Consider the following 13,788-nt stretch of genomic DNA (forward strand, 5'->3'; position numbering starts at 1 on the left):
TTGTGCAATGCAACATTTTAGGTGAGAAAACTGTAATGGGTAAAGTGCACAAAAAATTGGCAGAGCGTGTTTGGCTTGCTCCAATGTCTGGCTCGACCGACGCCGCATTCCGCCGTCAGGCTGTGCGGTTCGGGGCCGAGGCGGTTGTGTCGGAGATGGTCGCCGGTGAAGCGCTCGCTTCGGCGCGGCCAGATATGGTGCGTCGTACCTGTCGACACGAAGGAAAAGGCCGCTGGATCGTGCAACTGGCAGCTCGCAAACCAGAGGATATGCGAGCGGGCGCGGGTCTAATGGCCGAAGCCGGCGTTGATCAGATCGATATAAATATGGGCTGCCCGGCTCGTCAGGTTACCGGTGGACAGTCGGGGTCAGCGCTGATGCGCGAGCCGGAACTGGCTCAGGCAATTATCGATGCAGCGCTTGAAGGGGCGGGCGACCGGCCGGTCTCGCTGAAGATGCGTTTGGGCTGGGATGATACAACCCTGAACGCGCCGGAGATCGCCCGCTACGCTGAACGAGCTGGTATCTGCATGATCACAGTCCATGGCCGCACGCGCTGTCAATTCTACAAGGGAACGGCCAGTTGGTCGGCGATCCGAGACACCGTCGACTCTGTGAGTCTTCCCGTCCTGGCAAATGGCGATATTGATGGCGCTGCCAGTGCGTTTGATGCTCTGGCTCAGTCTGGCGCGGAAGGCGTCATGATTGGACGAGCCGCGATGGGGCGCCCCTGGATACTGGGCGCTGTTTCAGCAGCACTTCGTGGTGAATCGTTCGACACGCCCGACAGGCAAACACAACTCGATAGCCTGCTTGAGCAAATCGAGGACAGTCTGACGCTCTATGGAGCGCGGTTAGGTGCCCGTATCGTTCGCAAGCACATCTCGGCGGCGATAGCTCATCTGGATGCCGACTGGGCCGATGCAGAGCGCCGCGAAACGAGAGCCCTGGTCTGTCAGATCCCTGATGCTGAGCGCCTCATCGGCATCCTGCGTGATATCTATCTGGAAGAGCGGAGCCTGGCCGCATGATTTCAACGCTAAACCTTTCTGATCTGGCTCCATTCGCTTTGCTCCAACTGGATGACCGGCGCCGCATCGAGGCGGCTAACACCGAAGCGCAGATGGTGCTGGGACATTCAGAATCGACATTGAGAGGCAAGGCTCTCAGCGAGTTCGTGTTTCACGACTCGCCTCTTTTTGAGTTGCTGGACCGGGTTTATGGCCAGGACGGTGATGTCAGCGCCCATGGTGTTGCTGTCTCGGGGCCTGCCATTGGCGGCAACCGCTTGTTCGATGTGAAGCTTCGACCCGTTCCACCGAACAGGGCAATCATGGTCATTTCCGAGGCGCCTGCACGTGACCCTGCCGGGGGTGCCGTTGGCATCTCCGGATTCGGCCGTATTCTGGGTCACGAGGTAAAGAACCCGCTTGCTGGCATTTCCGGCGCCGCCCAGCTATTGTTGCGATCCGCGAGCGAAGACCAAGCGCCGCTCCTCGATATTATTCGCAGCGAAGCGCACCGGATTGAGCGACTGGTGAGTCGTCTGTCCGCGTTTGAGCTCTTTTCGTCCCCGCGGCGCGACCGCTTCAATATTCATGAGCTGCTGGACAAGGTCTTGCTTGCCGAGGAGGCAGCGCATGGCGGCGCTATCAGGTTGAGGCGCGCCTACGATCCGTCCTTGCCGGAAATACTTGGTGATGAAGATCATCTTCACGAAGCCTTCCAGAACATTGTCCGCAATGCCGCCGAAGCGGCTGCGGAAAGTGATGGAGGGGGGCAGGTGACGCTTCAAACCGCTTTCGAGACTGGTTTTGCATTCTCCAAGACACGCAATGCAAAACGCCTTCAGCGCGCGATCCGCGTTACCATTGAAGATAACGGTAAAGGCATTGCGCCGCGTCAGCGTGAACAGATGTTTGACATGTTCTCCTCAACGAAGGCCGGCGGCAGGGGGTTGGGCCTCAGCGTCGTCTCTGAAGTTGTCGCTGCCCATGAAGGGCGCATCAAGGTTGAAAGTCGACCCGGACAAACCCGCTTTTCAGTTTTCCTGCCAATGAAACAGGACCAACGCCCATGACTCAGAAAACAATCCTTCTCGCTGAAGATGATGCCAGCATCCGTCTTGTTGTGAACCAGACGCTGGTCACGGAAGGCTACCAGGTTCGCGCGACCAGCTCGGCCGACGCACTGGAGCGCTGGATACGCAATGGTGAAGGAGACGTCGTCGTTACAGACGTCTACCTCGGCGACACAGCAATCTTCGAACTTTTGCCTTCCATCAAGTTGGCGCGGCCAGAATTGCCGGTCATCGTGATGAGCGGGCAAAACACGATCCTGACCGCTGCGTCTGCGGCCCGTCACGGTGTGTTCGACTATCTTCCGAAGCCGTTCGATATCGATCAGCTCTCCAGCCTTGTCGGCCGTGCGCTCAAAGGACCGATAAAGAAGGACACGGCGGCGGCGGCCGCTGCTACCGAAGGCGAGGGTAGCCTGCCGCTGATAGGGCGCTCAGACCCCATGCAGGAGGTCTACCGGATCATTTCCCGCGTGATGAATACGGACCTTACCGTGTTGATCGAGGGTGAGTCTGGAACAGGCAAGGAGTTGGCGGCTCAGGCTATCCATCAACTCGGCAGCGGCAAGAACGGCAAGTTCAAAGCACTCGATCTTGCCGCTATGCCAACTGATCAGATCAGCCGCGATCTGTTCGGCACGGAAGATGAGCCCGGGCTCGCCTTTGATAAAGAGGCAACGCTCTATCTCGACGAGATTGGAGATCTGCCAGCTGAAGCGCAAACTCAACTTGTGAAACTGATGAGGGAAGCAGGCGGCGCGCGCATCATTGCATCCACGCGCCAGCCACTCGCCAAACTGGTTGATGAGGGCCGTTTCCGCGAAGATTTGTTCTACCGAATAAACGTGGTGCGGATATTCATGCCGCCCCTTCGCCAGCGCAAAGAGGATATTCCAGAGCTGGTCAGAGCCTTCCTGTTGCGGGCTCAACGCAAAGGACTGTCGACCAAGCAAATCGAACCCGCCGCAATGGATCTGATGATGGCCTATGACTGGCCGGGCAATGTCAGAGAGCTTGAAAACCTCATTATGCGCCTGGCAGCGCTTAGCCCCGATGCCGTGATATCTCAGCGCGAGATCGAACGCGAGCTGCGGGCTGAAGCGCTGAAGGATATTTCGTCCAATTCGAGCTTCGAGAAGGAAATTGAGTCCCTGTTGCATCGCTTCGTTATGGCTGATCTTCTGCAGGCGTCGCCGGACGACAGCAAGATTCATCAGCAGGTCATGGAGCAAGTCGAGCGCCCGCTGATCAAGCTCGCGCTTTCGGTGACATCGGGCAACAAGCTGCGAACAGCGGCCCTGCTGGGCGTCAACAGAAATACGCTCCGTGCGCGTATAAACTCCCTGGGTATCGCAGACGAATAATTGACCTTTCGTCGTTCTGTTGCTCTAAATCCTCAGTGTTGCGGATGGGGCACAGCCGCGTGTGTGAGGTTAGAGTTTGGTCGGGTTCCTGAAGTCCAACAACTCCCAGTCCGGCTGGACGCTGTTCCAGTGGCTGTTTCTGGTCGCGGCATTTCTAGCGGCAACTGTAACATTTGTTGCAGTGTCCGACATGGATCCTATCGATCCAGTCAATCGCGACGTACAGGTTTTGCTTGTCGCCAATGCGCTGATTATCGGCATTTTGGCGCTCATCATCGTCCAGCGTTACATCGCAACACGGACGGCGCGAAAAGGTGAAGAGGGCGAGCGGCTTGCTCGTCGGTTTTTGCTTCTATTCGGAATTTCCGCAGCAATTCCGGCGCTGGTCGTTTCCTTGTTTCTGTGGGCAGCGATTTCCCGAGGGTTCGACACCTGGTTCGGTGAGCGGATCGTCACGCTTGTGGAGGAAACCGCCACGGTCGCGCGCCAGAATGTCGAAGAGTACAGCGACGTTCTGGAAGAAGACAGCCGCCTCATGGCTACGGACGTCAACAACGCCCTGGAAGGCCTGACAGACGATCCGGAGCGCTTCTCATCCTACCTCGGAATACAAGCCTATGTGCGCAACATGCCGGCTGCCTACATCATCGATGATGGCGGTTTGCCACTCGCAATTGGTGAAAACACCAGTGGAAGCGGCTACTTCAGACGCCCTACATCATCAGCTTACGAGGAAGCGGAGCGTGGGGAAGTCGTCCTGTCGCTGCAGGAAGCAGATGGCTTCGCGACATCGCTGATCGCGCTTGATGGGATGGAAAATACCTATCTGTATCTCGCCAAGCCGCTCGATAAGGAAGCTTTTGCGCGCCTGCGCCGGGCGGAACAGGCTTTGGAAGACTACAGGGCGGCAGGTGAGGTCAGTGCCAGGTCGCAGGCATTGTTCGTGATCGCATATGGTCAGATCGTGATCCTGGTGCTTCTGTTGGCCGTCCGGCTTGCGCTCGAGGCCGCAGGGAGGATCACAGGGCCGATTGGCCGTCTGGCAAGCGCCGCGCAATCCGTGCGCGACGGTAATCTCGATATTCGCGTCCCACTGCCAGGCAGCAAGGATGAAGTTCGCGCGCTGACGCGATCATTCAATGTCATGACTGAGCAACTTGGGGCGCAACGATCTGCGCTCGTGTCGGCTCGCGAGGATGCGGAAGATCGCCGGCAGTTTCTCGAAACGCTGTTGGCAGAAGTCAGCGCCGGCGTCATCCGCGTCGATGAGGGGCTTTGCATTACATTGGCGAACCCGTCGGCTGCGCAGCTGCTCGGTACGGAAATAGAACTCGAGGGCGCAAACCTCGTCGATGTCGCGCCTGCCTTTCTGCGTTATTCCGAAGAAGCTCTTGTCACGGGTCAGCCGATAGATGCGTCTCTCGACGTGTCAGATCCGAATGGGCACCGCCACTTCCGGCTGAAAGTGGCAAAGGATACGTCGGGCGGTCTGGTGCTGACCTTTGATGATGCGACACGTCTGGTGAATGCGCAAAGGCAGCTGGCCTGGCGGGATGTCGCTCGGCGGATCGCGCACGAAATCCGAAACCCTCTCACGCCAATCCAGTTGTCAGCAGAACGCCTCAGGCGCCGGTACACAAAATACATTCCGGAAGACGACGTCATCTTCGAGAAGTGTACAGACACGATCATGCGACAGGTGTCCGACATCGGGCGAATGGTTGAAGAGTTTTCCGGCTTTGCGCGAATGCCCAAGCCGACCCTTGAGAGCTTCGATATTGCGTCCCTGGTTGAAGAGTCGGGTTTCGCCCAGCATGTGGTTAGCCCCGACATCCGGGTCGATATTACGCACGGTGTAAGACCGCTTGTGATTACGGGGGATGAAAGGCTGCTGAGCCAGGCGATCGGCAACATCATCAAAAACGCAGCCGAAGCGATTGACCGGCTCCCTGAGGACGTGGAAACCGATGGTCTGATTGAGGTCGCCACCATGGACAATGGCGATTCAGTCGAAATTGTCATCGAAGATAACGGGCCCGGCTTCCCGGAAGCAGCCAGAGAGCGGTTGCTGGAGCCTTATGTGACGACACGCGAAAAGGGGACCGGACTGGGTCTGGCGATCGTCAACCGCATCATCATGGACCATGGCGGGTCAATTTCACTTCAAGAACGAGCGGATGGAAAACGAGGCGCACTCGTACGCATCATTCTGCCTAAGCAGGCAGACGGTATTGCGAGCGCCGAACCAGAATTTGCGGAGGCAAACCAATGAGTACAGACATTCTGATCGTGGACGATGAGCCAGACATTCGCGATTTGATCGCAGGGGTCCTCGAAGACGAAAACTACGCTGTGCGATGCGCTGCAACCGCAGAAAAAGCCCTCGAGGAAGTTCGCATGCGTGCGCCTGGGCTCGTCATCCTTGATGTGTGGCTGCAGGGAAGTGACATGGATGGCCTGTCATTGCTAAAGTTTCTGAAGTCCATCGATCCCCTTATTCCGGTCATCGTGATCTCCGGCCACGGCAATATAGAGACCGCCGTCGCGGCGATCAGGCGCGGCGCTTACGACTTCATTGAGAAGCCTTTCAAGGCTGACCGTCTCCTGCACCTCGTCGATCGTGCACTGGAATCAACGGCGCTCAAGCGCGAGAATGCCTCCTTGCGCAACATGGTTGGCAGTAGCGACGACTGGATTGGCGATAGCCACGCGGCGACCAATCTCCGGTCTTCAATTGGGAAGGTCGGACCGACCAATTCCCGGGTCATGATTGTCGGCCCGGCCGGGGCGGGCAAGGAGCTTGCTGCTCGCCTTATCCATCTCCACTCCAACCGCAGCGAAGGCCCGTTCGTGGTTGTTAACGCGGCGAACATTGCTCCAGACAGGATGGAGCAAGAGCTGTTCGGTGAAGAAGACAGTGAAGGCCGGCCGACACGAATTGGCCTGTTTGAGAAGGCTCATGACGGAACATTGCTTCTCGACGAAGTGGCCGACATGCCTCTGGGAACGCAGAACAAGATCTTGCGGGTGCTCACCGAGCAGCGCTTTCAACGCGTCGGCGGCAAGTCTGATGTTCGGGTTGATGTGCGCGTCATGTCCGCCTCGACCAAGGATTTAAAGGAGGAGATTGAGGCCAAGCGGTTTCGCGAGGACCTTTTTTATCGTCTGAGCGTCGTGCCGATCAAAGTGCCACCTCTGTCGGAGCGCCGGGATGACATTCCGGATCTCATCGCCCACTTTGCAGCGAAAATTGCAGACAGCACCGGGCTTAACCCTCGTTCGTTCTCCCAGGAAGCGATCGCTGTCCTGCAGTCGATGGAATGGCCCGGAAACGTTCGCCAACTTCGAAATCTTGTCGAGCGTATCCTGATTTTGTCTCCCAATGATGCCAAGCGGCCGGTGTCGGTCGATGAGCTGCCCCAAGAGCGCCATACGCCGGACGGTCGCAACGGTCCGTCCGCATCGGCCGAACTCGTTGGGCTATCCTTGCGCGACGCCAGAGAACAGTTCGAACGCGAATATCTGACGCTGCAAATCACCCGGTTCGATGGCAATATTTCCCGAACGGCTGAGTTCATCGGCATGGAACGGTCAGCTCTTCATAGAAAATTGAAGGCTCTTGGTGTAAACGCCTCGGCGAACCGTACGGAAGCTTAGCTATGCGGGTAATAATTTGCGGCGCTGGCCGGGTAGGCCAGGGTATCGCTCGTCGACTTGCGAGCGAAGATCATGACATCGTGATGATTGATCAGGATGCTCGCCTGATCGATCAGGTGCAGGCCGAGATCGATGTGCGCGGGATCCAGGGGCACGCAGGGCATCCAGAAGTGCTGCGCAACGCAGGCGCCGAAGGCTGCGATATGATTATTGCAGTCACCTATTTCGATGAAATCAATATGGTGATCTGCCAGGTTGCCGACACGCTCTTTTCCATACCCACAAAGATCGCTCGGGTGCGCGCCCAGGAATATCTGGAACCTGTCTGGCGGTCGCTCTTCTCGCGTGAAGGCCTCGGCATCGACCTGGTTATTTCTCCCGAAATTGAAGTCGGTGACGCCATTCTGCAACGCTTCAAGACGCCCGGTGCGCTGATGAGCGTGAATTTCGGGCGAGGTGACGTTCAGTTGATCGGTATCGAAGTGCTGCCAGACAGCCCGGTCCTGGATACAGCCCTCGATCAGATTCAAGGCCTGTTTCCCAGTCTCAATGCCCGCATCGTGGGCATCAGCCGGGGAGGGCACGCCTTCGCTCCTAGAGGCAATGACCATCTGAAAGTTGGCGATACCGCATATGTTGCGGTGCTGAAATCACAGTCCAATCGGCTCAACAGCATCTTCAATCGCCCAGAAACCGACATGCGAAAAGTCGTCGTCGTCGGCGGTGGCAATGTTGGGCTCTATGTCGCGCGCGGTCTGGAAAAGCAGTCTGATGTTCGAGTCCGCGTCATCGAAGCCGATATCGGGCAGGCCGAACGGGCTGTGTCAGAGCTTAATCGAACGATCGTCATTCATGGCGATGGCCTGACGCGAAACATTCTCGAAGAGTCCGACGCGATAACCGCTGACCTTGTTATCGCGACGACCCATGATGACAAAACCAACATCCTGATTTCCAAGCTGGCCAAGCAGATGGGAGCGAAGCGGACACTTGCTCTGGTCAATGCGCCGGAGCTCGCTCAGCTCGCTCGAGAGATGAAGGTGGATGCCGTCCTCGACCCTAAAGCGCTGACCGTCTCCCGAATTCTGATGAAAATGCGTCGCGGTCGGATCCTGGCGCTTCAATCACTGGAAGACGGTACGGCGGAAATTGCTGAGGGCGTGACATTAGAGACGTCTCCGCTCATCGGGAAAGCGCTTGGCTACGATGATCTCCCCAAAGGCATTACGGCCGCGGCGGTGCTGCGAGATGGAGAAGTGATATTTGCCGGTCCGGAAGTGTCGCCGCGGGCCAATGACCATGTGTTGCTGTTTTATGAGCAGTCCATGACCAGCAAGGTCGAACAGTTCTTCCGCGTCAGTGCGGATTTCTTTTGATCGTCCGTGCTGTGGCAGATCCTGAATTCATCTCATGAATTACGCCGCGATCTTTCGAATGCTGGCATTCAGCGGCCTCGTTTATTCGAGCGCCATGATCCTATGCGCGATTGTGGCACTGATTTCGGGCGAAGTCCCACAAGTTAAGTCCTTTCTGGCCACGTCCGTCATTATGTCGACGGTGTCGGTTTCCACACTTGTGCTGACTGGTACACCAAAACGGCGGGCAGTCCCCTCTGACGGTCTGGCTTTCATGGTTGTGTTCTGGTTCGCTTCTGCCGCCATGTGTGCGCCGCCATTTCTGGTTGGTTTGCCCAATCAAAGCATCATCACGGCTCTGCACGAGGCGGTATCTTGCCTGACGACAACCGGTCATAGCGCGCTTGGAAACGGTCCATTGCCGTCGTCAATTCTGCTCTGGCGGGCCGTGCTCCATCTCGCGGGTGCAGTTGCAACAATCACCTTTGCTGCAACGGTGCTTGCTGCTTTGAACCTCGACGGCCCAGGCATTCACAGAAACCATCTATTCAGCTTGTCAGATGCGAGCTTTTTCGACTCAATTCCGCGTGTCCTTCGAACGGTCCTTGCGGTGGCAATTGTTTGTATTCTGGTGGTTTTTTCAATTGAGGTGATCGGCGGAATTCCTGCAGATATCGCGTTTATGGACGCGGTGAGTGCCTTCAGTACTGGCCTTGTAGATCCGAGCGGCCTGACATCAGACGTCACGCGCGAAGCTCGGGCAATCGGTCTCAGTGTGGGCTTGTTGCTGGGGTCGATGGGCCTTTTTATTATCATTCAGGCGACTTCGGGGCTGTTTCGACGGACGCTGGTCGACGCGGAAGTTCTGACATTTTTTGCCGCCCTTACGATCTTCGCCCTTCTTGCATTTTCGCAGGGGCTCAAGGCGTTCAACGCGCTTGGGTGGTCGCTCTCGGCGCTCTCAACCAGCGGAATCGCGCTCGTTTCTCCGGTTTCGACGCACTCTCTTCCGCTTGCGCTACAGCTTGCACCGCCATTGATCGGCGGGGCGGCTTTGTCGGCAGCGGGCGGCATCAAACTGGCCCGGCTCTATGTGCTCAGCCGACGGGTCGGGCAGGAATTTCTCAGGATGGGTTTTCGCCAATCGATGATGCAATTCACATTTCGCAGGCGCGCCCAGTCTGATCGGACCATTATGGGCATCTGGGTTTATCTGGTGGCGTACATCATGGCGTCAGTCTGCGGTCTTTTACTCTTCTCATTCACCGGCTCGGGATTCGAAGAGTCTATTACAGACACAGTCGGTAGCCTGACCAACGCCGGAAACCTGATTGACCTTCAGAATCTCGTCGGACAGGAGATGAGGCAGTTCTGGCTCATTTTCGGCATGATATTGGGCAGACTTGAAGTTCTTGCCTTCGTTCCGCTCCTGACTGCTTCATTTTGGCGGCGATGAACAAGGCAGGTCTTGCCAATGGCAAATAATGCAGTTAGCGCCTGCAAAAAACAAAGCGAACAGGCTCAAGATCATGTCGTCAGATAAAAAACAGAACTTGCAAGATACCTTCCTCAATGCTGTCCGAAAGTCGCGTACCCCGCTCACCATCTTTCTCGTGAATGGTGTTAAGCTGCAGGGCGTTGTTACGTGGTTTGATAATTTCTGCGTTCTACTCCGCGGTGATGGGCGCCCCCCTCAGCTGGTTTACAAGCATGCCATATCGACAATTGCACCGGGTGCTCCGGTCCAGTTGTTTGATGAGGAAAAATCAACGGATCAAGATTGAGCGCAGAGCTCATTGACCGAACGCCAGCGGAAGATCGCGCGGGCGTCATCATACCCTGGACGCACCTGGTTGATCGACCAGACCGAGAACGCCTCAGCGAAACGACCGGTTTGGTCGAGGCGCTGGGATGCAATCTCGCTTTCCTGCGTGCCGAAAATATCCGCAAGCCAAGCGCATCGCATCTCCTGTCTGGCGGTATTCTTGAACGGTTGAAGGCCGACATCGAGGAGGCGGGCTGCACGCTCTGCGTCATCGACGCTGCGCTGAGCCCGGTGCAGCAACGCAACCTTGAAAACGTCCTGAATACCAAGGTCATAGACCGGACCGGCCTTATTCTTGAAATCTTTGGCCTTCGTGCCCGGACCAAGGAAGGTAAGCTTCAGGTCGAACTGGCACGGCTATTGTATGAACGCTCCAGGCTTGTGCGCACATGGACCCACCTCGAGCGCCAGCGCGGCGGCGGCGGTTTTCTGAGTGGCCCCGGCGAAACCCAGCTCGAAGCGGACCGGCGGATGCTCGATCGACAGCTTGCATCGTTGAAAGCCGAGCTTGAAGATGTGAAGCGGACGCGTTCCTTGCAAAGAGATGGCCGTCGCCAGGCGGGCTTTCCGGTGATTGCGCTGGTTGGTTATACAAACGCAGGCAAGTCCACGCTCTTCAACAGGATGACCGGCGCGAATGTTTTTGCCCGCGACATGCCTTTTGCAACCCTCGACCCTACCATCAGACGTATTGAGTTGCCCCAGATGAGCGATGGCGCTCTGGTCGACACGGTGGGTTTCATCACTGACTTGCCGACCCACCTTATCGACAGTTTTCGTGCGACCCTTGAGGAGACGCTGGATGCTGACCTGCTTATCCACGTTCGCGATCGATCAAGTCCGTTCGATGAGGAGCGAAAGCAGGATGTCTTGAAGGTGCTAAAAAGACTGCAACAGGAATCGGGCAAGGATCTTCCGCCGATAATTGAAGCGTGGAACAAGGTCGATCTCCTACCGCAGGATATTCAGGATTCCATGGGCATGTCTGCGCGGTCCGGTTTGCACGAAACCCCATCCGTCGTCACGTCCGCATTGACCGGTCAAGGCATTGACGACCTCGTTGCGCTCATCGTGCGCTCTATCCAGGAAGATCTGGCAAGCTTCAGAGTCGCACTCAAGCCCGAACACGGCGCTGCGCGCGCATGGCTCTACGAGCACGGGTCGGTGGACGAAGAGACTGTGCTGGATGACGGGTCAGTCGAGCTTCGGGTGGCCTTGAGCGAGAAGTACAAGGGGCGGTTCGATGCCGAATTTCCAGACCTCAAAACCCACCTGCGGCCGATGTGACCTATATTGGCTTGATCAGGGCGTGCCGTTTTTTTCCGGCTGACAGTTTGATCACGCCGTCATCAGAAACGTCTGCCTCGGTCAGAACGCCATTCTGATCGGACACGGCTTTGTCATTCACTTTTGCCGCGCCTTGTTTGATCAGCCGTCGAGCCTCGCCATTCGATTGTGACAGGCCCGCCGCTGTGAACGCCGCCGCCACAAGCATGCCAGCCTGAATGTCAACAAGCGGCACTTCCGTTGTTGGCAGAGCTTCATCGACGCTGCCGTTACCGAAGACTGCGGCTGCAGCTCGCTCGGACTCGGCTGCGGCGTCGGCGCCATGCAGGAGTGTCGTCGTCGCGGTAGCGAGGGCGATCTTTGCGGTATTGATCTCCGCGCCCTCGAGCGCTTCAAGCTTTTCGATTTCGTCGATTGGCAGGTCCGTGAAAAGGCGAAGGAACCTGCCAACATCGGCGTCTTCGGTATTCCGCCAGAATTGCCAATATTCGTACGGAGACTTGCGATCAGCGTTCAACCAGACAGCCCCATCGGCCGTCTTGCCCATCTTTCCGCCTGAAGCAGTGGTGATGAGGTAGGACGTCAGACCGAATGCCTCGCCGTCAGCGACGCGTCGCGTGAGCTCGACACCATTGACTATATTGCCCCATTGATCTGAGCCGCCGAGCTGTAGACGGACATTAAGTCTGCGGTAAAGCTCAAGAAAATCATAGGCTTGGAGCAGCATGTAGTTGAATTCCAGGAACGTATATGGCTGCTCGTTGCGCAGGCGGCGGTCGACCGTCTCCTGCTTGATCATCGTATTGATTGTGAAATGCACGCCGTAGTCCCGCAGGAATTCCACGTAGCCAATCTTCGATAGCCAATCGTCATTATTGACCATGATGGCGTCGGTCGGTCCGTCACCGAAGGTCAGGAAAGGCTCGAACGCTTTCTTGATGCCCTCCATGTTGGATGCGATCTGCTCATCGGTGAGCAGCGGACGTGACTTTTCCTTGTCTGTCGGGTCACCAACTTTTGTAGTGCCGCCGCCCATCAGGACGACCGGCTTTCCGCCTGCTTGCTGCAGACGGCGCAGCATCATGATCTGAAGCAGGGAGCCGACATGCAGACTGTCAGCCGTCGCGTCGAAGCCGATATAGCCGATTGGAGTCTCACTGAGGCAATACTCATCCAGCGATTCCGGATGAGTGATCTGCTTTATAAATCCGCGCTCTTCGAGCGTGCGAAGAAACTCTGATTTGTACTGGCTCATGCATCGAACTCCATTATCGAGAGCGCTGCTAACATGGGAGCGGTCGAGAACGGAATAGGAGACTGAAAGAAGAGCTGCCCAGCGAGGCTAAACGCCGCTGAGCGACCCATCACTAAAACCTATTCGTCGTCGATATCGCCGTCGTCGCCGTCCAAGTCTTCATCGGCATTGGCTTTATTGGCAATCGCTGCCTGGCCGCGAATTTTCTTGGTGTCGACTTCGGCGCGCATCTTTTGCTCATCTTCGATCAGACGACGGTCGACATAGGTTTCGCACAGCGCAAGAAGTTCATCCTGCTTGCCCTGGAAGAAATGGTTCGCACCGGCGATAGAGTCGCGCTCGATGACTTCACCTTTTTGCACACGGACCTTGGTCAAAGCGCGCTCGACGTCCTTCGGGCCGGAAATCTTGTCGGCTTCGCCCGAGATGATCAGGCCGGAAGCCGGGCAGGGGGCCAGGAACGACAAGTCGTAATGGTTGCACGGCGGCGCAATGGCGAGGAAGCCATCGATTTCAGGCCGGCGCATCAGTAGCTGCAGCGTGATCCAGGCACCAAACGAGTATCCGGCGCACCAGACAAAGCGCGGGCTTTCAGTGAGGTTTTCCATATAATCGAGCACATAGGCGGCGTCTTCGAGTTCGCCGACGCCTTGGTCGTAAACGCCCTGGGAGCGGCCGACGCCTCGCGTATTAAACCGAAGGACACCAAAGCCGCGCTTTTCAAACATCTGGAAGAGACGGATGGTGATGGGATCCTGCATCGTGCCACCGGCGCGGGGATGCGGGTGAAGGATGAGCGCGATGGGTGCCCCTTCCTGGGGTGGCTCTGTGTAACGAGCTTCAATTCGACCTGCCGGACCGGGGATGATGAGTTCTGCCATTTGAGGCGCCTCTCTGACTTGCGCTGCGAGCATTGGAAGGTGGCGCTTTAGGCGAAAGCAGCAATGAAATGCAAGTTTTTGTGTAAG

The 13,788-nt window shown here is 56.9% G+C and carries 11 protein-coding genes; 9 read left to right on the plus strand and 2 right to left on the minus strand.

What is annotated here, in order from left to right:
• Positions 1-83 precede the first annotated feature (83 nt).
• From WNY37_RS11190 to hflX, 9 genes are all read left to right on the plus strand, one after another.
• Positions 84-1,031, plus strand: coding sequence for a tRNA-dihydrouridine synthase family protein (locus tag WNY37_RS11190; protein WP_342973472.1), 948 nt, complete (start codon positions 84-86; stop codon positions 1,029-1,031).
• Positions 1,028-2,080 (plus strand): ATP-binding protein, encoded by a 1,053-nt coding sequence (locus WNY37_RS11195; protein WP_342973473.1) that lies wholly within the window; start codon positions 1,028-1,030, stop codon positions 2,078-2,080. Before WNY37_RS11190 ends, WNY37_RS11195 begins: the two co-directional genes overlap by 4 nt.
• Complete coding sequence (locus tag WNY37_RS11200) at positions 2,077-3,441, plus strand: sigma 54-interacting transcriptional regulator (protein ID WP_342973474.1); 1,365 nt, start codon at positions 2,077-2,079, stop codon at positions 3,439-3,441. Before WNY37_RS11195 ends, WNY37_RS11200 begins: the two co-directional genes overlap by 4 nt.
• A gap of 76 nt (positions 3,442-3,517) precedes the next feature.
• Positions 3,518-5,713 carry an ATP-binding protein gene (locus WNY37_RS11205; protein ID WP_342973475.1) on the plus strand — a complete coding sequence of 732 codons (2,196 nt, stop codon included), beginning with the start codon at positions 3,518-3,520 and terminating at the stop codon, positions 5,711-5,713.
• Positions 5,710-7,098: a sigma-54 dependent transcriptional regulator gene (locus WNY37_RS11210; protein WP_342973476.1), complete on the plus strand. Its 1,389-nt coding sequence runs from the start codon at positions 5,710-5,712 to the stop codon at positions 7,096-7,098. Before WNY37_RS11205 ends, WNY37_RS11210 begins: the two co-directional genes overlap by 4 nt.
• A gap of 2 nt (positions 7,099-7,100) precedes the next feature.
• Positions 7,101-8,474: a Trk system potassium transporter TrkA gene (gene trkA, locus WNY37_RS11215; protein ID WP_342973477.1), complete on the plus strand. Its 1,374-nt coding sequence runs from the start codon at positions 7,101-7,103 to the stop codon at positions 8,472-8,474.
• Between the two features lie 34 nt (positions 8,475-8,508).
• Positions 8,509-9,909 (plus strand): hypothetical protein, encoded by a 1,401-nt coding sequence (locus tag WNY37_RS11220; protein ID WP_342973478.1) that lies wholly within the window; start codon positions 8,509-8,511, stop codon positions 9,907-9,909.
• 73 nt (positions 9,910-9,982) lie between these two features.
• A complete protein-coding gene (gene hfq, locus WNY37_RS11225; protein ID WP_342973479.1) occupies positions 9,983-10,237 on the plus strand; it encodes an RNA chaperone Hfq in 255 nt (84 codons plus the stop codon).
• Positions 10,234-11,565, plus strand: a complete 1,332-nt coding sequence (hflX, locus tag WNY37_RS11230) for a GTPase HflX (RefSeq protein ID WP_342973480.1) — start codon at positions 10,234-10,236, stop codon at positions 11,563-11,565. Before hfq ends, hflX begins: the two co-directional genes overlap by 4 nt.
• 1 nt (position 11,566) lies before the next feature.
• On the opposite strand, the gene tyrS is transcribed toward hflX, so the two are convergent.
• Both tyrS and WNY37_RS11240 read right to left on the minus strand, forming a co-directional pair.
• Positions 11,567-12,820: a tyrosine--tRNA ligase gene (gene tyrS / locus WNY37_RS11235; RefSeq protein ID WP_342973481.1), complete on the minus strand. Its 1,254-nt coding sequence runs from the start codon at positions 12,818-12,820 to the stop codon at positions 11,567-11,569.
• A 119-nt stretch (positions 12,821-12,939) separates the two neighbouring features.
• Positions 12,940-13,701 (minus strand): alpha/beta hydrolase, encoded by a 762-nt coding sequence (locus WNY37_RS11240; RefSeq protein WP_342973482.1) that lies wholly within the window; start codon positions 13,699-13,701, stop codon positions 12,940-12,942.
• Positions 13,702-13,788: the final 87 nt, after the last annotated feature.

The organism is Henriciella sp. AS95 (assembly GCF_038900055.1).
Taxonomy (GTDB): Bacteria; Pseudomonadota; Alphaproteobacteria; order Caulobacterales; family Hyphomonadaceae; genus Henriciella.